This is a genomic window from Variovorax ureilyticus (genome assembly GCF_050632185.1).
Classification (GTDB): Bacteria; Pseudomonadota; Gammaproteobacteria; order Burkholderiales; family Burkholderiaceae_C; genus Variovorax; species Variovorax ureilyticus_A.
The window spans coordinates 1,842,152-1,862,493 of sequence record NZ_CP192579.1; the positions used below are offsets into that span (position 1 = coordinate 1,842,152).

Genomic DNA, 20,342 nt, shown 5'->3' on the forward strand with positions numbered 1-20,342 from the left:
GACAGGGTGATGGCTCAATGCCATACGCCCGCCACCTGTCGCGGCCGGTGATGAGGATGCCTACATCAACATCGTGTTGCGGATCAGGCCGACCGCGAGGCCTTCGATTTCGAAAGGTTCGCCGGGTTGTACAACGATGGTCGGGTAGTCGGGGTTTTCTGCGTGCAACTCGATGACCTGCTTGTTGCGCTTGAGGCGCTTGACTGTGACTTCGTCGCCCAGACGGGCGACCACGATCTGGCCGTTGCGCGCTTCCTTGGTGGCCTGCACTGCGAGAAGGTCGCCGTCCATGATGCCGGCGTCGCGCATCGACATGCCGCGCACCTTGAGGAGGTAGTCCGGCTGACGTTGGAAGAGCGTGTTCTCGACGTAGTAGGTCTGGTCGATATGCTCCTGCGCCAAGATGGGCGAGCCGGCGGCGACACGCCCGATCAGCGGCAGGGCGAGTTGCGCCATGCCGGGCAGGGACAGCGAATACTGATTGTTCCGTGATTCGTTGAGCGCGCGCAGGGCCTCACCCTTGAGCCGGATGCCTCGCGAGGTGCCGCTCACCAGCTCGATCACGCCTTTGCGGGCCAGGGCTTGCAGATGCTCCTCGGCCGCATTGGCCGACTTGAAGCCCAGCTCGGCTGCGATTTCGGCGCGCGTCGGGGGTGCGCCGGTGCGAGCGATGGCGCTTTGAATCAAGTCCAGAATCTGCTGCTGACGGGCGGTAAGCTTGACGGCAAACTGCATGGTGGCTCCTGAGGGGCTGGTTGCATATCCAGTACCTGTATTTTTAACCAGTTTTCCCGGGATTGGCAAGCAATGGTCGAAAACATTCAAGGCGCCGCGCGCCGGGTCATCGTTCTGGGCACTGGGGGCACGATTGCAGGACGTGCCAATCTCGCAGGCGACAACATCGGCTACACCGCGGGACAGGTCGGCGTCACGGAGCTGTTGGAAGGCATCGATGCGCCCGACGGCATTGCGTTGCTGGCCGAGCAGGTCGCGCAGGTGGACAGCAAGGACATGAGCTTCGCGATCTGGCAAACGCTCGCACGGAGGTGCGCCCGTTGGCTCGCGGAAGCGGATGTGGCGGGTGTCGTCATCACCCACGGCACCGACACGCTGGAGGAGACGGCTTTTTTCTCCAATTGGTACTCGCGCCCGCCAAGCCGGTGGTGCTCACCTGCGCGATGCGTCCGGCGACTGCGCTGGTTCCCGACGGGCCGCAGAACGTGCGCGATGCGATCGTGGTCGCTGCAACAGGAGGCGTGCAAGGCGTCGTGGCGGTTTGTGCAGGCACCGTCCACGGCGCGCTCGATGTTCAGAAGGTCCACACCTACCGCATCGATGCCTTCGAATCGGGCGACAGCGGTCCGTTGGCGTATGTGGAAGAGGGCGCACTCCGGGTGCTGCGCAACTGGCCCCAGTCGCATGACGCGACGCAGGCCTTCGATCGCGTTGCCAGCGCCGCATCATTGCCGCGCGTCGAGATTCTGGTGAGCCATGCCGAGGCACGCGGGGCAATCGTCGAGGCATTGATCGCCGAGCGCAAGCGAGGCAGCGCCGATGCCGTCGAGGGCCTCGTGCTTGCCGCGACCGGCAACGGCACGTTGCACCACGAGCTGGAGGCCGCCGCGCTGCGCGCGCAGGCCGAAGGAATTGCCGTGGTGCGCGCGACCCGTTGCATGCAGGGGCGCATCCTGCCGAAGCAGAGCGAGTCTTTGCGCGATGCGGGTGGGCTGACGCCCGTCAAGGCGCGGATCGCGCTGGCGCTGGAACTCCTATCCGGCGGCCGGATCGACTGGCGCTAGTCGGAAGCTGGACGCGCTGCGCTCGACGCGCTCCGGCCCGGCCCGATCAACTGCTGAGTGCGGCCAGCGCGCGCTGGGTGATGTCGTCGACGGTGCCCACGCCGCTGATGGAGCGGTACTTCGGTGCCGCCTGGGGCTCGACCTTGGCCCACTGGGAGTAATAGTCGACCAGCGGGCGGGTCTGCTGGCTGTAGACGTCGAGGCGCTTGCGCACCGTTTCTTCCTTGTCGTCTTCGCGCTGGATCAGGTCCTCGCCGGTCACATCGTCCTTGCCGTCGACCTTCGGCGGGTTGAACTTCACGTGATAGGTGCGGCCCGACGCCGGATGCGAGCGGCGGCCGCTCATGCGTTCGATGATGTCGGAGAAGGGAACGTCGATCTCGAGAACGTAGTCGAGCTTCACGCCGGCGGCCCGCATCGCCTCGGCCTGCGGGATGGTCCGCGGAAAGCCATCGAACAGGAAGCCCTGCGCGCAATCGGCCTCTGCGATGCGTTCCTTGACGAGATTGATGATCAGGTCGTCGCTGACCAGTGCACCGGAGGCCATCACGGCTTCGGCCTGCTTGCCCAGCGGCGTGCCGGCCTTGACGGCCGCGCGAAGCATGTCGCCGGTGGAGATCTGGGGGATGCCGTATTTCTGGCAGATGAAGGTCGCCTGCGTGCCTTTGCCCGCCCCGGGCGCGCCCAACAATATCAGTCTCATGGTGTCCTCGGAAGTTTTTTGGATTTCTGTCGCGCCGTGCTGATCACGAGTGGCGTCAATGGCGGAGTTCTTTCGAGGATAGCATGGCCCCCCGATGGGCCCGGCGGCTAGCCCGCGCCGAAAAGGGCTCGGACGCGCGCAAGATCGTCCGGCGTGTCGATGCCGGGGCCGGGCGCGTGTTCGCTGATGTGCACCGCGATACGGTGGCCATGCCAGAGCGCACGCAGTTGTTCGAGTGCCTCCGTGCCTTCGACCGGCGCCGGGGGAAGGCTCGGAAACTGCCGGACGAAGCCGGCCCGGTAGCCGTAGATCCCGATGTGTCGCAATGCCGGCGGAGAGGGCGGCAGCTTGTTCGGCCCGCCGTCGGCGAAGCCGTCGCGCCACCAGGGGATCGGCGCCCGGCTGAAGTAGAGCGCGTAGCCGCGCGCGTCCAGGACGGTCTTGACGACGTTGGGGTTGGCGAATTCCTCCGGCGAATCAATGGCATGCGCCGCGGTGCTCATCGCCGCGCCGGGGTGATCCGACAGCGTTCGGGCCACCGCGTCGATGAGCGAGGCCTCGATCAGGGGCTCGTCGCCCTGGACGTTGACCACGATCGCATCGTCCGCAAGGCCCAGCCGGGTGCAGGCTTCCGACAGGCGGTCGCTGCCGCTGGCGTGGTCCTTGCGCGTGAGCAGCGCTTCGACGCCGTGCGCTTCGCACGCCTCGACGATGCGGGCGTCATCGCCGGCCACCACGACGCGCAGGGCGGCCGATTCCCGCGCGCGCTGCGCCACGCGCACCACCATGGGCAGTCCGGCGATGTCGGCCAGCGGTTTGTCGGGCAGGCGGGTCGAGGCGAGCCTGGCGGGGATCAGGACGACGAACTTCGTGCTCAAGATCAAAGGCCCAGTTCTTCGTCCGTCAGAGGGCGAGCTTCGTTTTCCAGCAGTACCGGAATGCCGTCGCGCACCGGGTAGGCCAGACGTGCGCTGCGTGAGACGAGTTCCTGCTTCTCGGGGTTCCAGATGAGCGGGCCCTTGGTCACGGGGCAGACGAGCAGTTCAAGCAGCTTGGTGTCCATCGGTCGATGATAGCTTTGCGTCGAGCGCGGAGAAGAAGGCGGGCTCGGGCTCGAACAGAAGCGGCACCGCGAGCGCATCGGGTGCCTTGCGCCAGAGTTTTGCGGCGTCCTTTTCGGTGCACAGCACCGTGCAGCCCCGTGTTGCCGAAGGCGTCCAGTCCTCGAAATCGTGATGGTCCGGCAGCGCGATGCACCGCTGGAGGCGCAAGCCGCGCTGTCCCAGCATGTCGAAAAAGGCCTCGGGCTTCGCGATCGCGGCGACGGCTGCGAGCCGCTGATCGGCGAGTTCGACCAGCGGCACCCGGGTGCCATCGCTCTTGAGCGCGTAGTCGGCGAGCGACCGCGTGGCCGTGAAGCCCGCGAAAGCCGGATTCAGGCCGGTATGCAGAACGAGATCGCAAGGGCGCGGCCACCTCTCGCGCAGCGGTCCCGCCGGAAGCAGCCATCCGTTGCCGGTGCCGCGGTCATCGAAGACGCAGATCTCGATGTTGCGTGCCATCGCGAGATGCTGCAGGCCGTCATCGCTGACGATGACCTGCGTATCGGGATGCCGTGCGAGAAGGGCTCGCCCGGCCTCGACGCGCCGCTCAGCGACGAACACCGGGGCAGCGGTCGAGCGTCGTATCAGCAACGGCTCATCGCCGGCATCGGCGGGTGCGCTGTCGTCCAGCACTTCACGGCAACCGGTCGTCGATCGGCCATGGCCGCGCGACACGACGCCCACCCGGATGCCCCGTGACTGCAGATGGCGTGCGATGGCCATGACGACCGGTGTCTTTCCCGATCCACCGGCGACGACGTTACCCACCACGACGACCGGTACGCCAAGGCGCTCGGTTCGCAGGATGCCGAACCGGAAAAGGGTGCGCCTGAAGGCGGTCAGCCCGCCGTAGAGGACAGAGAGTGGCCACAGCAGCCACGCCAGCGCGCCGCGGCGCAGCCAGGCATGCTGCAACGAAGCCAAGGCTATCGTCCCGCCTGGGCGGCCGATTGCGTCGCGAAGGTGATCTGCATGAGGCCCGCGCGCCGTGCAGCCTCCATGACGGTGATCACGGATTGATGCGCCGCGCTGGCGTCGGCGCTGATGATGACGACGTTGTCCTTCCCGCCGCTCGCCGCGGCCGTCAGGGCGGCCGTGACGGCCTCGACGCTGCGGTCGGGCAGGGGCGTCTTGTTGACCGAGTAGCGCCCATCGGCCGACACGGCAACGATCACTTCCTTGGGATAGTCGCGCTGCGCCTCGGCATCGGCCACCGGCAGCCGCAGCTGCATTTCGGTGAACTTGCTGTAGGTGGTCGACAGCATCAGGAAGATCAGCACGACGAGCAGGACGTCGATGAACGGGATCAGGTTGATCTCGGGCTCCTCGCGCGAGCCGTGGCGGAAGTGCATCCTCATCGGCGCAGCGTGTTCAGGTGACGGGCGAAGCGTTCGCCCGCGAGTTCGAGGTTCAGCAGGTACTCGTCGACCCGGCTGCGGAAATAGCGCCAGAAGATGAGTGCCGGGATCGCGATGATCAGGCCGAAAGCCGTGTTGTAAAGCGCGATCGAGATGCCATGCGCGAGCTGGGCAGGGTTGCCCGAGCCGACGGCGCCGCTGGCCGGGGACTGCGAGCCGAAGATCTCGATCATGCCGATCACCGTGCCGAGCAGGCCCAAGAGCGGTGCGGCGGACGCGATCGTTGCGAGCGCCGGCAGATAGCGTTCGAGCCGGTGTGCCACCACGCGGCCCGCGGCCTCCATCGAAACGCGCAGATCGTCCTCGCTCGAAGCGGGGTTGGAGTTCAGTGCACGAAAGCCGGCAGCGAGGACTTCGCCGAGGCTGGAATTGCGTTCCAGCTTCGTCACAACATCCGGGGCCGGAACGGAATTGCGCGAGACCGCGATGGCCTCATCGAGCAATTGGGGTGGCAAGACTTTCGAGGTCTTCAGGCTGGTAAACCGCTCGATGACAAGCGCCAGGCCAATGACCGAACAAGCGAGCAGCGGCCAGATCGGCCAGCCCGCAGCAACTATGATGGAAAACAAATATTCCTCCGGCCCATCGACTGCAAATGCGCGGCGATTATCTACCGAGCCGGCGCGTGTTTCGGTGACCTTCGCATACAGGCATCGACGCACAGAAACTGTGGATAACTTTGTGATTAACACGCAGGGCAACTCATCCGGAGCCGCGCCAGATGGACGCTTCACTGGATCGAGCGATATTTGGGCAGTACTTTCTTCAATGAAATCAATGACTTGTACGAGAACGCGTGCGTGTGTTGCGTGTGGGGCGCCTCGCCATGGTGGGTCACGGGCGCTTGTGGAAGATTCGCACCCTGTCACAGCGATGCGGCATGAATGAACGTGAGCAAACACCTGCGGGCGGCGTGCGCATCTGGGCCGTGGGCGCCCTGTGCCGAGCGGTCGCGGACGCGCTGGAAGCGCGCTTCAATCCGGTCGCCGTCAAAGGCGAGATCTCGGGCTTTTCAAGAGCCTCGAGCGGCCACTGCTATTTCTCGCTGAAGGATCAGAACGGGCAGTTGCGCTGCGCCATGTTCCGCCGCGCGGCCGGCCTGCTGGACTTCGCGCCGCGCGATGGCGACCAGGTCGAGGTGCGCGGCCGGCTCGGGCTCTACGAGCCGCGTGGCGATCTTCAGCTGATCGTCGAGAGCCTGCGTCGGGCGGGGCAGGGGGCGCTTTTCGAGCAGTTCCTTCAGCGCAAGGCCAAGCTGGAGGCGGAAGGGCTCTTCGATGCCGCGCGGAAGCGACCGTTGCCGGCGATGCCGCGGTCCATCGGACTCGTGACCTCGCTCGGTGCCGCAGCGCTTCACGACGTCGTGACGGCATTGCGCAGGCGCGTACCGCACATTCCGGTGGTGTTCGTTCCGGCAGCGGTGCAGGGGGCGAGCGCACCGGCGGAGCTCGTGCGTTCGCTGGAGGCGCTCTACACGCTGGAGCCGCAGGTCGACGTCATCCTGCTGGTACGCGGCGGTGGGTCGATCGAAGATCTCTGGGCCTTCAACGATGAAGCGCTGGCCAGGACGATCGCGAGGAGTCCGGTGCCGCTCGTCAGCGGTGTCGGCCACGAAACCGACTTCACGATCGCCGATTTCTGTGCGGACGTCCGCGCGCCGACCCCGACCGCCGCCGCAGAGCTCGTGGCGGCGCCGCGCGATCTCTGGATCGGTGCGCTCGAGTTGATCGAAGAGCGCTTGCGCGGCGCGATCCTCGCAAGGCTCGATGCGTCGAACCAGCGTCTGGACGTGGCGGCGGGGCGGCTCGGCCGTCCCTCGGAGCTGGTGGGGCGTCAGCGGCTGCGCCTCGCGCATCATGCCCAGCGCATGCACTTCGCCTTGCAGGCAAAGACGGCACGGCTCGCCCATGCGCAGCAGGTGCTCCAGGCCGGATTGCCGTCCCGGCTTCGAGTGGCGCTCGACCGTCATCAGGAGCTGCTGAACCGTGCATCGCTGCGACTGAAGCTGCTGGACCCGGGGCTCGTGCTCCAGCGGGGCTATGCGTTCATCACGGACGCGCAGGGCCATGCGGTCAGCAGCGTCGATCGACTTGCCGCCGGCGACGAAGTGCAGGCGCATCTCGCCGACGGCCGCGCCGATCTGAAGGTCCTGCAAACGCAGGCCATGGGAATGCGTCCGACGTCGGGGCCGTGATTTCCTTTCTAGAATCATCCATCCCACAACCAACCCGAGAGAAAAAGCATGGAACACGTTCTTCCTCCCCTGCCATACGCGATGGACGCGCTGGCGCCCGAGTACTCCAAGGAGACTCTCGAGTACCACTACGGGAAGCACCACAACGCGTACGTGGTGAATCTGAACAACCTGCAGAAGGGCACGGAGTTCGAGAACATGACGCTCGAGGACATCGTCAAGAAGTCCAGCGGCGGCATCTACAACAACGCGGCCCAGATCTGGAACCACACCTTCTTCTGGAACTGCATGAAGCCCGCGGGCGGCGGCGAGCCGAGCGGCGCGCTGGCCAAGGCGATCGACGCCAAGTGGGGCAACTACGCGGCTTTCAAGGAAGCCTTCGTCAAGTCGGCCGTCGGTAACTTCGGTTCGGGCTGGACCTGGCTGGTGAAGAAGGCGGACGGCTCCGTGGACATCGTGAACACCGGCGCCGCCGGCACGCCGCTCACCACTGCCGACAAGGCGCTGCTGACCGTCGACGTCTGGGAGCACGCCTACTACATCGACTATCGCAACCTGCGCCAGAAGTTTGTCGAGACCTTCCTCGCCAAGCTCGTGAACTGGGGCTTCGTCGAGAAGAACTTCGGCTGATTGCGGTCCGCCGAAATGAAAAAAGCCGACCCTGGGTCGGCTTTTTTATTGCCTTTCGGACGTCAGCGGCTCTTTGCGAACAGTTCGCCGCCGAGCTTTGCGCCCGCCTTGATGTTCTTGCGTTCGAACCAGCCCTGGTTCATCTCGAGGACGAAGCGCACCGGCTCCTTGGAGCAGTGCGAATCCTCGGTCATCGGCTTCATGTCCACGAGATTCACGATGCGGCCGTCGTCAGCCACGAAGGCCGCGGTGAGGGGAATCAGTGTGTTCTTCATCCAGAAGCACTGGGTCGCCGGCTGCTCGAACACGAAGATCATCCCTTCGGATTGCGGCATCTCCTTGCGGAACATCAGCCCGGTCTGGCGCTCCTCGGGCGTTTTCGCGACTTGTGCATCGATTTGATACATGCCGGCCGTTATCCGGACGTGGGGGAGATTGCTTTGCGGCTCCTGCGCGTGCGCAAAACTCAAAGACGTGGACAACAGAAGAAGAGCAAATAAGCGCTGAAACATGGAACGACTTTCAAACGGCGACACAAACAACAATGCCCGCGTCCGCGGGCATGGTCAATTGGTGGGAGCTTACCTCTAATTCGGCTGAATTGCTGTCGGCAAGCTGACGGTCGAGTTGATGCATGGGACAAAAAAAGCGTTCCCTCAGGAACGCTTTTTCGTTGGGGACGAGCCCTGACTTACTCGGGCGTGCCGCCTTGCGGGTTCATCTTGCGAACGTTGCCCTTCTTGTCGCGGCGACGATCGCTGCGGGTGTCGGCGCGGGCCTGACCGGCTTCCGTTGCCTTGTTCTGGGTCAGACCGCCGCTGCCTTCGTCCGTCTTGGCCGTGTCGCCGCCTTGCGGGCGGACTTGGCCTTGCGGCTTGGTGGAGCGACGCTCCTGGGCGCGTTGCTGCGGCTTGGTGTTGGTGGGCGGAGCGGCTTCCTGCGAGGTGGAAGGGCCCTGCGCGGACGCACTGACCGAGAACAGACCAGCACCGGCTGCGATCAGGCCGGCCATCGTTGCTGCGAGAATTTTGCTCATTACGGATTCCTCATTGGAAATGGTTGAAAACGCCTCCCGGCCAGCAGAAGGTCTGTCAACAACGGAGCCAATATGGCCGTGGTTGACAGATCCTCAGGCTCCTCCGGTTGCGTCTAAAATTCTAAGGGTATTCAGGCGCTCGGAAGCGCAGTGTCTTCCAGTGTTCATTTCATCCGGAGCCGTTGTCCCCATGTCCAGCTATCAGCACATCAAAGTCCCGGCCGAGGGCCAAAAGATCACTGTGAATGCCGACAACTCGCTGAATGTGCCTGATCAACCGATCATTCCGTTCATTGAAGGCGACGGCACGGGCCTCGACATCACGCCCGTGATGCTCAAGGTGGTCGATGCGGCTGTGGCCAAGGCGTACGGCGGCAAGAGGAAGATCCACTGGATGGAGGTCTACGCGGGCGAGAAGTCGACCAAGGTCTACGGCCCGGATGTCTGGCTGCCCGACGAGACGCTGCAGGCGGTGCGTGACTATGTGGTGTCCATCAAGGGGCCGCTCACCACGCCGGTCGGCGGCGGAATCCGTTCGCTGAACGTTGCGCTGCGCCAGGAACTCGATCTCTACGTCTGCCTGCGGCCCATCCAGTATTTCGAGGGCGTGCCGAGCCCCGTGAAGGAGCCGCAGAAGACCCGCATGGTGATCTTCCGCGAGAACTCCGAAGACATCTACGCCGGCATCGAATTCGAAGCCGAAAGCGAGAAGGCGAAGAAGCTCATCAAGATTCTCCAGGACGAGTTCGGCGTCAAGAAGATCCGCTTTCCGAACACCTCGGGCATCGGCATCAAGCCGGTATCGCGCGAGGGCACCGAGCGTCTGGTGCGCAAGGCGATCCAGTACGCCATTGACAACGACAAGCCCAGCGTGACGCTCGTTCACAAGGGCAACATCATGAAGTTCACGGAGGGTTCGTTCCGTGACTGGGGCTACGGTCTGGCGGCCAAGGAATTCGGCGCCGAACTCATCGACGGCGGCCCGTGGATGAAGATCAAGAACCCGAAAACCGGCAAAGAAATTACGGTCAAGGACTCGATCGCTGATGCGTTCTTGCAACAGATTCTGCTGCGACCTGCCGAATACACCGTGATCGCCACGCTCAACCTGAACGGCGACTACATTTCCGATGCCCTCGCGGCGCAGGTCGGCGGCATCGGGATCGCCCCCGGTGCGAACCTGAGCGACACCGTCGCCATGTTCGAGGCCACCCATGGGACCGCGCCCAAGTACGCGGGCAAGGATTACGTGAATCCCGGCTCCGAGATCCTTTCGGCCGAAATGATGCTGCGCCACATGGGATGGAAGGAGGCCGCCGACCTCATCATCAGCGCCATGGAGAAATCGATCATCAGCAAGAAGGTGACCTACGACTTCGCGCGCCTGATGGAAGGCGCCACCCAGGTCAGTTGCTCCGGATTCGGACAGGTGATGATCGACAACATGTAAGACACGTCGGGCGCTTTTCGGCCTGCAAACACCAAGCCCCGGCGTCGCAAGGCGCCGGGGCTTTTTTCTGCCGCGATCGGCCGATATACGAGGGAGTGTCGGGTCGGCGAGGCACGGCGTTTGCATGAGCCGACGACCGGTTCCACACGCGATTCGCCTTGAATGTCACAAAGCCGCCACCACTTGTCCCCCTGCCGCAAGTGCAATGCGCGGCTGCTCTATAAAATGGTTTTCATGGCTACCAGAATCCCCCGACCCCCAAGACGCCACCGGCTGCGAAGCCGGCCGGCGACGATGGCGACTCGGTCGTTCTTGAACGGCGGCCGCAGAAGACAGCGCCACCCCAGATGTACCAGGTGGTGATGCTCAACGACGACTACACGCCGATGGAGTTCGTCATCGTCGTGATCCAGCAGTTCTTCAACAAGGACCGGGAGACAGCCACGCAGATCATGCTGAAGATCCATCTCGATGGACGCGGCGTGTGCGGCGTGTACTCCCGCGACATGGCGGCGACCAAGGTGAATCAGGTGATGGAGGCAGCCCACCAGGCCGGACATCCGCTGCAATGCGTCAGCGAACCGGTTGAATAAATCGCTCTCCAACCCATCTGCGGAATATTTACAGCAAGGCCAAAAGGAAATCACATGATTGCCCAGGAACTGGAAGTCAGCTTGCACATGGCTTTTGTCGAAGCCAGGCAGCAGCGCCACGAGTTCATCACGGTGGAGCACTTGCTGCTCGCTTTGCTGGACAACCCGAGTGCCGCGGAGGTCCTGCGCGCATGCTCGGCGAACGTCGACGACCTCCGGGCGTCGCTCACCAACTTCATCAAGGACAACACGCCGCAGGTCGCCGGCACCGATGACGTGGACACCCAGCCGACGCTGGGCTTCCAGCGCGTCATCCAGCGCGCGATCATGCACGTGCAGTCGACCGGCAACGGCAAGAAGGAGGTCACCGGCGCCAACGTGCTCGTGGCGATCTTCGGCGAGAAGGACTCGCACGCCGTGTACTACCTGCACCAGCAGGGTGTGACGCGGCTGGACGTTGTCAACTTCATCGCCCACGGCATCAAGAAGAGCGACCCGCCGGAAGCGGCCAAGGGCAGCAGCGATGCGTCGTCCGGCGAGGGCGAGGAGGGCGGCGGCGAGAAGAACGAGAAGTCGTCTCCTCTCGAGCAGTTCACCCAGAACCTCAACCAGCTCTCCAAGGAGGGCAAGATCGATCCGCTGATTGGCCGCGAGTACGAGGTCGAGCGCGTGATCCAGATCCTCTGCCGCCGTCGCAAGAACAACCCGCTGCTGGTCGGTGAGGCCGGTGTCGGCAAGACGGCGATCGCCGAGGGCCTCGCATGGCGCATCACGCAGGGCGACGTGCCGGAGATCCTCGCGGAATCCAACGTGTATTCGCTGGACATGGGGGCGCTGCTCGCGGGGACGAAGTACCGCGGCGATTTCGAGCAACGTCTCAAGGGCGTGCTCAAGTCGCTCAAGGACAAGCCCAATGCGATCCTGTTCATCGACGAGATCCATACCTTGATCGGCGCGGGCGCTGCTTCGGGCGGCACCCTGGATGCGTCCAACCTGCTCAAGCCGGCGCTTTCCAGCGGCCAGCTCAAGTGCATCGGCGCAACCACGTTCAATGAATACCGCGGCATCTTCGAAAAGGATGCGGCCCTGTCTCGCCGCTTCCAGAAGGTCGACGTGGTCGAGCCGACGGTGGCCGAGACGGTCGATATCCTGAAGGGCCTCAAGTCGCGCTTCGAGGAGCACCACGGCGTGAAGTACGGCGTGGCCGCACTGCAGGCCGCCGCAGAGCTGAGCGCCAAGTACATCAATGACCGTCACCTGCCCGACAAGGCGATCGATGTCATCGACGAGGCTGGCGCGGCGCAGCGAATCCTGCCCGCGAACAAGCGCAAGAAGACCATCAGCAAGACCGAGGTCGAGGAAATCGTCGCGAAGATCGCACGCATTCCCCCGGCCAACGTGTCGAACGACGACCGCGGCAAGCTGCAGACGATCGAGCGCGACCTCAAGAGCGTGGTGTTCGGCCAGGACAAGGCGCTGGAAGTGCTCGCCTCCGCGGTCAAGATGGCCCGCTCGGGCCTGGGCCGCGAGGACAAGCCGATCGGCTCGTTCCTGTTCAGCGGCCCGACCGGCGTCGGCAAGACCGAAGCGGCCCGCCAGCTCGCCTACATCATGGGCATCGAGCTGATCCGCTTCGATATGTCGGAGTACATGGAGCGCCATGCCGTGAGCCGCCTGATCGGTGCGCCTCCGGGCTACGTCGGATTCGACCAGGGCGGTCTGTTGACCGAGGCAATCACGAAGAAGCCGCACGCGGTTCTCCTGCTCGACGAAATCGAGAAGGCGCACCCCGATATCTTCAACGTGCTGCTGCAGGTGATGGACCACGGAACGCTGACGGACAACAACGGTCGCAAGGCAGACTTCCGCAACGTGATCATCGTGATGACCACCAACGCCGGTGCCGAGACGATGAACAAGTCGACCATCGGCTTCACGAACCCGCGCCAGGCCGGCGACGAAATGGGCGACATCAAGCGCCTCTTCACGCCGGAGTTCCGCAACCGCCTGGACGCGATCGTGAGCTTCAAGGCGCTGGACGAGCAGATCATCCTGCGCGTGGTCGACAAGTTCCTGCTGCAGCTCGAGACGCAGCTGGCCGAGAAGAAGGTGGATGTCACGTTCACCGACGCTCTGCGTAAGCATCTCGCGAAGAAGGGCTTCGATCCGCTGATGGGCGCACGTCCGATGCAGCGTCTGATCCAGGACACGATCCGTCGTGCCCTGGCCGACGAACTGCTGTTCGGTCGCCTGCAGGACGGCGGTCGCCTGACGGTCGATCTCGACGACAAGGAAGAGGTCGTGCTGGATATCCAGCCGCTGCCCAAGAAGGAAGGCCGTTCAAAGCCGGAAGCGGAAGAAACCGCAGCGGGCTGATGCCAGCTTCCGCCATTCCGGCGGAATTCCCGCCCCACGAGGCCGGTAGCATTGCGCTACCGGCCTTTTTTCTGTTCGCACACCTTTCGCCTTGATCCTCCCCGAGCTCAGTCAGGAATGGAAAACGGGCCTCTCCCTCGCGTGGAGCGGCTACATCGCGGTCCTCTCGGTCTGGATCGTGATGCAGAAGCGCGCGCCGGTGTCGACGATGAGCTGGATCCTCTCGCTCGCGTTGCTGCCGTTCGTGGGATTCCTCATCTACTACTTCCTCGGGCCGCAGCGACTGAAGAAGCAGCGGCTCAGGCGCCTTCGCAGCCGTGCCATCGAGCAGGCGCCGGGCGACATCGCCGAGGCTGCGAGAAGCATCGAAGAACGCCCCGCCCACCCTGCGAAAACTGGCCGCATTGGGAACGGCAGCCTGCGGGCTGCCGGTGTCGAGCGCGACCTCGGTCGAGTTGCTGTCGGGCGGCGCGCGGACCTTCGACGTCATCTTCGACTGCATTCGCCAGGCGCGCGACCACGTGCATCTCGAGTACTACATCTTCGAGCCCGACACCATCGGCACCGCGCTGCGCGACTTGCTGATCGAGCGCGCGCGCGAAGGCGTGACGGTGCGCCTGCTCCTCGATGCACTCGGGTCCAAGCGCATCGGCCGCAAGTTCATGGCGCCGATGCGCGAGGCGGGCATCCAGGTGGCGCTGTTCCATGACACCCGCATCGGTCGCCGCCTGCGCCCGGTGATCAACTACCGCACCCACCGCAAGATCGTCGTTTGCGACGGGCGCATCGGCTTCACCGGCGGCGTCAACATCACGGACGAGGAAGATGCGCGCATCCGCCCGGATGCGTATCACGACGTCCACCTGAGGATCGAGGGGAGCGCCGTTCGCTGGCTCCAGACCACTTTCATCGAGGACTGGACCTACGCCACCGGCGAGCCGCTGCGGCATGTGCACAAGGCGATCGACAGCATGTTCCCGCGCGTCGAGGCCGAGGAGGGTGTCGGCGACATTCCGGTGCAGATCGTCACCAGCGGACCCGATAGCGCCCTCGAGGCGATCCACCGCATCCAGGTCGATGCGATCCATGCCGCGGAGCAACGCGCCTGGCTCACCACGCCGTATTTCGTGCCGACCGAGCCGGCGTTGATGGCGCTCACGAGTGCCGCGCTGCGTGGCGTTGACGTGCGGTTGATGGTGCCGCGGCGCAGCGATTCGCTCGTCGTGAGCGCGGCCGCGCGCTCGTACTACGACGAACTGATCGCCGCCGGCGTCAAGATCTGGGAATACAAGGCCCGGATGCTGCATTCCAAGACGCTGGTGGTGGACGACAGCTGCGCGATGATCGGCACCGCGAACTTCGACAACCGCAGCTTCAGGCTCAACTTCGAGGTGTCCGCCGTGATCTACGGGCCGGCGCTCACCGGCGCGCTCGTGGCGCAGTTCCAGACCGATCTGCGCAATGCCTCGCCGGTGCGCGCCAACCGGCGCCAGACTTTCCCGCGGCGCCTGGGTGAAGCCTCGGCGCGTTTGTTTTCTCCTTTGCTTTGACGATGGCTCCTCACACCTTTCTCTGGCACGACTACGAAACCTTCGGTGCCGTGCCGCGCCGCGACCGACCGTCGCAGTTCGCCGCGATCCGCACCGATGCCGAGCTCAACGAGGTCGGCGAGCCATTGATGATCTATTGCAAACCCGCGCCCGACTACCTGCCGAGCCCCGAGGCCTGCCTGATCACCGGCATCACGCCGCAGCAGTGCCTCGAGCTCGGATTGCCCGAGCATGAATTCGCGGCGCAGATCGAACGTGCCTTCTCGCAGCCGGGCACGATCGGCGTGGGCTACAACACGATCCGCTTCGACGACGAGGTGACGCGCTTTCTCTTCTGGCGCAACCTCATCGACCCCTACGCGCGCGAGTGGCAGAACGACTGCGGCCGGTGGGATCTGCTCGACGTGGTGCGCCTGACCTACGCGCTGCGTCCCGACGGCATCGAATGGCCGAAGAAGCCGGACGGCAGCCAAAGCTTCAAGCTCGAGGATCTGGCCCGCGCCAATGGCCTCGTGCATGAAGCGGCGCACGATGCCCTGTCCGACGTCCGCGCGACCATCGCGCTCGCGCGCCTGATTCGCGACCGGCAGCCGCGGCTGTTCGACTTCGCGTTCGCGCTGCACCGAAAGGATCGCGTGGCGAGCGAGTTGGGGCTTCCGGCGACGAAGGAGGGCATGCGGCCCTTCCTGCACGTCTCGGGGATGTTCCCGGCGGAGCGCGGATGCCTTGCGGTCATGTGGCCGTTGGCGAGCCACCCGACCAACCGGAACGAACTGCTCGCTTGGGACCTCGCGCACGATCCGAGCGAGCTGGCCGGGCTCGACGTCGAGACGATGCGGCTGCGCCTGTTCACGCGAGGCGCCGATCTGCCCGAAGGCGTGACGCGGCTTCCGATCAAGAGCGTCCACCTGAACAAGTCGCCGATGGTGGTCGGCAACCTGCGCACGCTCGAACCGGCGATGGCCACGCGCTGGGGCATCGACATGGCGGCAGCCCTGCGCCACGCGGCCATCGCGGCCTCGTTGCCCGACATGAGCAGCATCTGGGCGCGTGTCTTCGAGCGTCCGAGGGAAGGCACGCCCGATGTCGACGAGGACCTCTATGGCGGGTTCGTCGGCAACGGCGATCGCCGGCGGCTCACGCAACTGCGCAGCCTGTCGCCGGAGCAGCTCGTGCAGGCGCAGGCACGCACCGCGTTCGACGATCCGAGGCTCGAAGAGCTGCTGTTCCGCTACCGCGCCCGCAATTTCGTCGACACGCTGACGGAGGAAGAGGCCGAGCGCTGGGAGGCCCATCGCGTCGCGCGGCTGCTCGAAGGCGAAGGCGGCGCGCGCAATGTCGACGAGCTGTTCGCGGAGATCGACACACTCGCCGAAAAGACCGACGAGCGTGGCGAGGCGATCCTCGGCGCGCTGTACGAGTACGCCGAGGCCATCGCACCGGCGGTCTGACATGACGATCCGCCGCCTGCTGCCTGCCGATGCCGAGGCCTATCGCGCCCTGATGCTCGAGGGCTACGCGCGCCATCCGGATGCGTTCACCTCGACGGCCACGGAGCGGGAGGCGCTCCCGCTGTCATGGTGGGAGAAGCGGCTCGATGCTTCGCCGGCAGCCGAACAGGTGGTGTTCGGTGTATTCGTCGGCGACGTGCTCGCGGGCGCGGCCGGGTTGCAGTTCCAGGCGCGGGAGAAGGCGCGGCACAAGGCCGACCTGTTCGGCATGTACGTGGTGCCGTCGGCGCGCGGCGCCGGCTTCGGGCGGCAACTGGTGCTCGCCCTGCTGGATGAAGCGGCTGCGCGGGAGGGCGTCCGGGTCGTCCAGCTCACCGTGACCGAAGGCAATGCCGCGGCGCAGACGCTCTATGCGCACTGCGGCTTCACACCGTTCGGCGTCGAACCCTTCGCGGTCGCGCTCGGGGGCGTCTACCTCTCGAAGGTGCACATGTGGTGCGCCGTGGCGGCGCTGGACTGAGGCCGCCGGCTCGCTTCAGTGCAGCGCGCGGGCGGCGCCGAGGATCACGTCCTCCGATGCCAGCTTGCCGATGCCTCCGAGGCCTTCGGTGCTGCATTCGATGTCCGCCCAGCGCACGATGCCGTCGCGGTCGATCATGAAATAGGCCTTGAGCTGCGGCCACTGCTTTCCCACATCGGCGTCATCGGTCGGCGTGTTGACGTAGCCGTCCAGATCCTGCATCAGCTTGGCAGCTTCGGCGATCGGCAGCGGCTCGGGCAGGTCGCCGAATGGGTTCACGCGCAGTTGCCCCAGTGCCTGGACCAGTTCGGGCGTGGGCTCGGGTTTCGGCACGCCGTAGGCGCGGTGCGTCGACAGCTCGGGATCGGAGGCGAGCCGCAGCCGCGTCGGCCTGAACTTGAAATAGCGCCGCGCATTCTCCGGCGCGGTGGCGACCACCGCGAGGCTCTCGACGCTCAAGGCCTTCAGCTTGCCGTCCAGCGCGCCGAGCTGAACCAGTTGCCGTCGGCAGAAGGGGCACCACAGGCCCACCAGAAGCGCCAGGAACAAGGGACTTCGCCCGCGATAGTCGGCCAGGGAGATGGTGTCGGCATCGGCCACCGCCGGCAACGCAAAGTCGGGGGCCGGTTCGCCGGGTGCCACGGGCGGGTTCATCGCCGTCGTCATAGCGGACTCCTTCGCGCCTCTGACGCAGAAGCAGAGTCACGCAAATTACCACGCCGCGGGCGGCATCGCCAGAGGGCTGCAGCCCGGGGCGCGCGGGAGACCGGTGGCCGTCTGTAACGATCTGCACCGTCAGTTGCCATCCGGCGATCAGGCGTCCTGCAGCCAGCGGCAGGCGGCGGCGCAGACCCGCTCGACCGCTTCGCGCAGCGTGAGGTGCAGCACGTCGCGCTGGGCATGGCTGCCGCCGAGCCGATGGGCCAGCGCCGGCAGGCTGGCCAGCAGCGTGATTGCGAGCGAGTCGTCGCCGTGCCCGAAGGCCATCATCGCGCGGCACGATGCGAGGCCGAGTTGGCGCGTGGCGATTCCGTGGCGCGTCGGCCTGGATTGCGCGTCGATCAGCGACCGCTCCAGCCGTTGCGCCAGGCCCCAATCGCGCGCGCCGACGAAGGCGAGCGCCCCATGCAGGTCATTGAAGCTGCAGAAGCCATCGTCGATGTGCGCGGCCCAGGCGGCGGCGAGTTCGGCCCAGCGCGTGGCCAGATCGGTGCGATGAAGGTCGAGCCGCCACAGCAGCGCCGCGGCGTCGATCAGATCGGTGATCGCCATCGAATGGCCTGCACGCACACGCTGGTCGTACATCGCGAGCGCATGCGCCCACTCGGCGCGCGCCAGATGAAAAAGCGCGAGATGCCACCAGCAGTGCGTCGCCACGACGGTGCCTTCGCTCCATGCGGCGATGTGCCGGCGCATCCAGCGCACCCCGGCGTCGGCCTGCTCGGTCATCTCGAAGATGTGCGCCATCGCGTGGTGGGCGCGGGCGTCGTCGGGGTCGAGTTCGAGAGCGGCGAGCGCCACGTCTTGCGCGTGCGCGTACTCGCCGCTTTCCTCCAGGCTGAAGGCATGCATCGAAAGGATCGTGTGATAGCCCGGCAGGTCTGCCGACCAGGCAGGCAGCACCGATGCCACGCGGTGCCGCATGTGAGCCTCGTCGCCGGTGACGTGGTCGAACGTATGCGCCACCTGCAGCGCGAGCGCGTCCCTCGGATGCTCGCCGAGCAGTTCGCCAAGCCGCGTCTTCGCGCCTTCGTAATCGTCGGCCAATGCGGCGGCGATGGCGGCGAGATGCAACTGTTCGCGCGGGTTGGCCGTGAGGGTGGCCGCCCGGGCGAGTACGGGATGCGCCTTTCGCACCTGTCGCGGATCGCGGCTGCAGATCAGCTGGTAGGCGCGCAACACATGGGGCATCACGAAGTCCGGGGCTTCGCGCAGTGCGGTCGCCAGTTCCGCATCGACGCCGGTGCGCCAGCCCTGGAATGCGGTGAGCGCGCGCTCGTAGGCGGCGAGTGCACCGGGCGTGGCGCCTGTGATGCTGCAGCCGCGATGGTCGAGGGCGCTCACGCCTTGCGCTCCTGCTAGTGCACCGCGGACGGTGCGATGTTGAGGTTCATGCGCAAGAGGTTGTCCGGGTCGTACTTCCGCTTGGCCGCCTGCAGTCGCGCGTAGTTCGCGCCGTAGCTGCCTTCCACCCGCTCGGCCTCGTCTTCGGTCAGGAAATTGACATAGCCGCTCGCGGTCGCGTGCGGTGCGGCTTCCTGGAAGACGCGGCGTGCCCAGTCTCGCACCTTGTCGTCGTCACCCGGATCGGACCAGCGGCCGTGCACGTTCATGATGTAGTTCGCATCGCGGGCGGGGAAGGCGGTTTCCGACTGCTTCACCCGCCCCATCGCGCCGCCGAGTTGCGCCATGAAGATTTCGCACTGCGGCCCCGGTAGGCGGCCGATGTTCGCGATCAGCATGTCGATCGCACCGTCGCTGAGCTGGCTGAAATTGTTGGACTTCCAGTAGTTGCGGCTGCCGGGCGCGAGCAGCGGATCGAACGCCGTTTGGAAGCCCGCGTAGGGGTTCGGCCCCAGCGCGACCGCGATCGGATCGCCGAACTTCGTCACCGGCGCGGCGGCGCCTTCGCCGTCCTTCATCTCGCCGCAGTACACCAGCGGGAAGATCACCACCTCGGTTCCATGGGCCGATTCGGGGAGGAAGGGCAGCGGAGGCGCCTTGCGCATCACGGTCCAGACGCTCAGTTCGTCGGGCGAACTCTTGTTGAAGTCGCGCCACGCGCGCAGCACCTTCTGCGCCTGCGCAAAGGGGTAGACCACCAATCCCGAGTACACCTGCGGCCCGACCGGATGCAGCTTGAACTCGAACGAGGTCGCCACGCCGAAGTTGCCTCCGCCGCCGCGCATCGCCCAGAAGAGCTCGGGCTCGGAGGTCGCGGAGGCTGTGCGCTTCACGCCGTCCGCGGTGACCACGTCGATGCCGAGGAGGTTGTCCACGGTGAGCCCGTAGCGCCGCGTGAGCCAGCCGAAGCCGCCGCCCAGCGTGAGGCCCGCGACCCCGGTCGTCGAGTTGATGCCCAGCGGCGTCGCGAGACCATGCGCCTGCGCCGCCTTGTCGAAGTCGCTCAGGAGTGCGCCCGCATCGACGCGCGCGGTGCGCGTCGATGCATCGACCTCGACCGTCTTCATGCCCGACATGTCGAGCATCAGCCCACCCTCGGCCACCGCGTTGCCCGCGATGTGGTGCCCGCCGCCTCGCACGCTCAGAAGCATCCGCTGCCGGGCGGCGAATCGCACGCCGGCCTGAACGTCGGCGTCGCTGATGCATTTGGCGATCAGCGCGGGGCGGCGGTCGACGGTGGCGTTCCAGATTTTGCGGGCCTCGTCGTAGCCCGCGTCGCCCAGGCGCAGGACACCGCCTTTGATCTGCGCGGCGAAGGCCTCGACGTCGGACTGCTGGACTTGCCGGACGTCCTTGTCCAGCGTAAGGTAGGTCAACGATGGCATGAGCTGCTCC

Annotated in this window: 19 protein-coding genes and 2 pseudogenes; 9 read left to right on the forward strand and 12 right to left on the reverse strand. The window is 65.5% G+C overall.

What is annotated here, in order from left to right; translation table 11 throughout:
• Positions 1 to 60 precede the first annotated feature (60 nt).
• Positions 61 to 735, reverse strand: coding sequence for a transcriptional repressor LexA (gene lexA / locus ACQ858_RS09105; RefSeq protein ID WP_088956850.1), 675 nt, complete (start codon positions 733 to 735; stop codon positions 61 to 63).
• A gap of 72 nt (positions 736 to 807) precedes the next feature.
• Here lexA and ACQ858_RS09110 point away from each other — a divergent pair.
• A pseudogene (locus ACQ858_RS09110) lies at positions 808 to 1,799 on the forward strand (asparaginase).
• A 46-nt stretch (positions 1,800 to 1,845) separates the two neighbouring features.
• Here the strand turns inward: ACQ858_RS09110 and adk are convergent.
• The 6 genes from adk to ACQ858_RS09140 all read right to left on the reverse strand — a co-directional run bounded on the left by adk (position 1,846) and on the right by ACQ858_RS09140 (position 5,592).
• Positions 1,846 to 2,502, reverse strand: coding sequence for an adenylate kinase (adk, locus tag ACQ858_RS09115; RefSeq protein WP_431276380.1), 657 nt, complete (start codon positions 2,500 to 2,502; stop codon positions 1,846 to 1,848).
• A gap of 107 nt (positions 2,503 to 2,609) precedes the next feature.
• The gene (gene kdsB / locus ACQ858_RS09120) at positions 2,610 to 3,386 is read right to left on the reverse strand and encodes a 3-deoxy-manno-octulosonate cytidylyltransferase (RefSeq protein WP_431276381.1); all 777 of its coding nucleotides are present in this window, start codon (positions 3,384 to 3,386) and stop codon (positions 2,610 to 2,612) included.
• Positions 3,383 to 3,565 carry a Trm112 family protein gene (locus ACQ858_RS09125; RefSeq protein WP_431276382.1) on the reverse strand — a complete coding sequence of 61 codons (183 nt, stop codon included), beginning with the start codon at positions 3,563 to 3,565 and terminating at the stop codon, positions 3,383 to 3,385. Before ACQ858_RS09125 ends, kdsB begins: the two co-directional genes overlap by 4 nt.
• Positions 3,546 to 4,556 (reverse strand): tetraacyldisaccharide 4'-kinase, encoded by a 1,011-nt coding sequence (gene lpxK, locus ACQ858_RS09130; RefSeq protein WP_431276823.1) that lies wholly within the window; start codon positions 4,554 to 4,556, stop codon positions 3,546 to 3,548. Before lpxK ends, ACQ858_RS09125 begins: the two co-directional genes overlap by 20 nt.
• Positions 4,532 to 4,957 carry an ExbD/TolR family protein gene (locus ACQ858_RS09135; protein ID WP_431276824.1) on the reverse strand — a complete coding sequence of 142 codons (426 nt, stop codon included), beginning with the start codon at positions 4,955 to 4,957 and terminating at the stop codon, positions 4,532 to 4,534. The genes lpxK and ACQ858_RS09135 overlap by 25 nt, the downstream gene beginning before the upstream one ends.
• 2 nt (positions 4,958 to 4,959) lie before the next feature.
• Positions 4,960 to 5,592, reverse strand: coding sequence for a MotA/TolQ/ExbB proton channel family protein (locus ACQ858_RS09140; protein WP_431276825.1), 633 nt, complete (start codon positions 5,590 to 5,592; stop codon positions 4,960 to 4,962).
• A 311-nt stretch (positions 5,593 to 5,903) separates the two neighbouring features.
• Here ACQ858_RS09140 and xseA point away from each other — a divergent pair, with 311 nt between their 5' ends.
• Positions 5,904 to 7,217 carry an exodeoxyribonuclease VII large subunit gene (gene xseA, locus ACQ858_RS09145; RefSeq protein ID WP_431276383.1) on the forward strand — a complete coding sequence of 438 codons (1,314 nt, stop codon included), beginning with the start codon at positions 5,904 to 5,906 and terminating at the stop codon, positions 7,215 to 7,217.
• A gap of 48 nt (positions 7,218 to 7,265) precedes the next feature.
• Positions 7,266 to 7,847 (forward strand): superoxide dismutase, encoded by a 582-nt coding sequence (locus tag ACQ858_RS09150; protein WP_431276384.1) that lies wholly within the window; start codon positions 7,266 to 7,268, stop codon positions 7,845 to 7,847.
• 62 nt (positions 7,848 to 7,909) lie between these two features.
• On the opposite strand, the gene ACQ858_RS09155 is transcribed toward ACQ858_RS09150, so the two are convergent.
• Both ACQ858_RS09155 and ACQ858_RS09160 read right to left on the reverse strand, forming a co-directional pair.
• A complete protein-coding gene (locus ACQ858_RS09155) occupies positions 7,910 to 8,359 on the reverse strand; it encodes a DUF192 domain-containing protein (protein WP_431276826.1) in 450 nt (149 codons plus the stop codon).
• Between the two features lie 179 nt (positions 8,360 to 8,538).
• Positions 8,539 to 8,883, reverse strand: a complete 345-nt coding sequence (locus ACQ858_RS09160; protein ID WP_431276385.1) for a cell envelope biogenesis protein TolA — start codon at positions 8,881 to 8,883, stop codon at positions 8,539 to 8,541.
• 190 nt (positions 8,884 to 9,073) lie between these two features.
• Between ACQ858_RS09160 and icd the strand changes: the two genes are divergently transcribed.
• The 6 genes and pseudogenes from icd (at position 9,074) to ACQ858_RS09190 (ending at position 16,823) form a co-directional block, all read left to right on the forward strand.
• Positions 9,074 to 10,333, forward strand: coding sequence for an NADP-dependent isocitrate dehydrogenase (gene icd / locus ACQ858_RS09165; RefSeq protein ID WP_431276386.1), 1,260 nt, complete (start codon positions 9,074 to 9,076; stop codon positions 10,331 to 10,333).
• A 234-nt stretch (positions 10,334 to 10,567) separates the two neighbouring features.
• Positions 10,568 to 10,926: pseudogene (clpS, locus tag ACQ858_RS09170) on the forward strand (ATP-dependent Clp protease adapter ClpS).
• Between the two features lie 54 nt (positions 10,927 to 10,980).
• Complete coding sequence (gene clpA, locus ACQ858_RS09175; RefSeq protein ID WP_431276387.1) at positions 10,981 to 13,302, forward strand: ATP-dependent Clp protease ATP-binding subunit ClpA; 2,322 nt, start codon at positions 10,981 to 10,983, stop codon at positions 13,300 to 13,302.
• 404 nt (positions 13,303 to 13,706) lie between these two features.
• Complete coding sequence (cls, locus tag ACQ858_RS09180; protein ID WP_431276388.1) at positions 13,707 to 14,852, forward strand: cardiolipin synthase; 1,146 nt, start codon at positions 13,707 to 13,709, stop codon at positions 14,850 to 14,852.
• A 2-nt stretch (positions 14,853 to 14,854) separates the two neighbouring features.
• Positions 14,855 to 16,303 carry an exodeoxyribonuclease I gene (sbcB, locus tag ACQ858_RS09185; RefSeq protein ID WP_431276389.1) on the forward strand — a complete coding sequence of 483 codons (1,449 nt, stop codon included), beginning with the start codon at positions 14,855 to 14,857 and terminating at the stop codon, positions 16,301 to 16,303.
• 1 nt (position 16,304) lies between these two features.
• The gene (locus ACQ858_RS09190; RefSeq protein ID WP_431276390.1) at positions 16,305 to 16,823 is read left to right on the forward strand and encodes a GNAT family N-acetyltransferase; all 519 of its coding nucleotides are present in this window, start codon (positions 16,305 to 16,307) and stop codon (positions 16,821 to 16,823) included.
• A gap of 15 nt (positions 16,824 to 16,838) precedes the next feature.
• Here ACQ858_RS09190 and ACQ858_RS09195 read toward each other — a convergent pair whose 3' ends face one another.
• The 3 genes from ACQ858_RS09195 to ACQ858_RS09205 all read right to left on the reverse strand — a co-directional run bounded on the left by ACQ858_RS09195 (position 16,839) and on the right by ACQ858_RS09205 (position 20,332).
• Positions 16,839 to 17,489: a redoxin domain-containing protein gene (locus ACQ858_RS09195; protein WP_431276391.1), complete on the reverse strand. Its 651-nt coding sequence runs from the start codon at positions 17,487 to 17,489 to the stop codon at positions 16,839 to 16,841.
• 147 nt (positions 17,490 to 17,636) lie between these two features.
• A complete protein-coding gene (locus ACQ858_RS09200; RefSeq protein WP_431276392.1) occupies positions 17,637 to 18,887 on the reverse strand; it encodes a tetratricopeptide repeat protein in 1,251 nt (416 codons plus the stop codon).
• 14 nt (positions 18,888 to 18,901) lie between these two features.
• Entirely contained in the window at positions 18,902 to 20,332 is a 1,431-nt protein-coding gene (locus ACQ858_RS09205) for an FAD-binding oxidoreductase (protein WP_431276393.1), read from the reverse strand.
• Positions 20,333 to 20,342 lie beyond the last annotated feature (10 nt).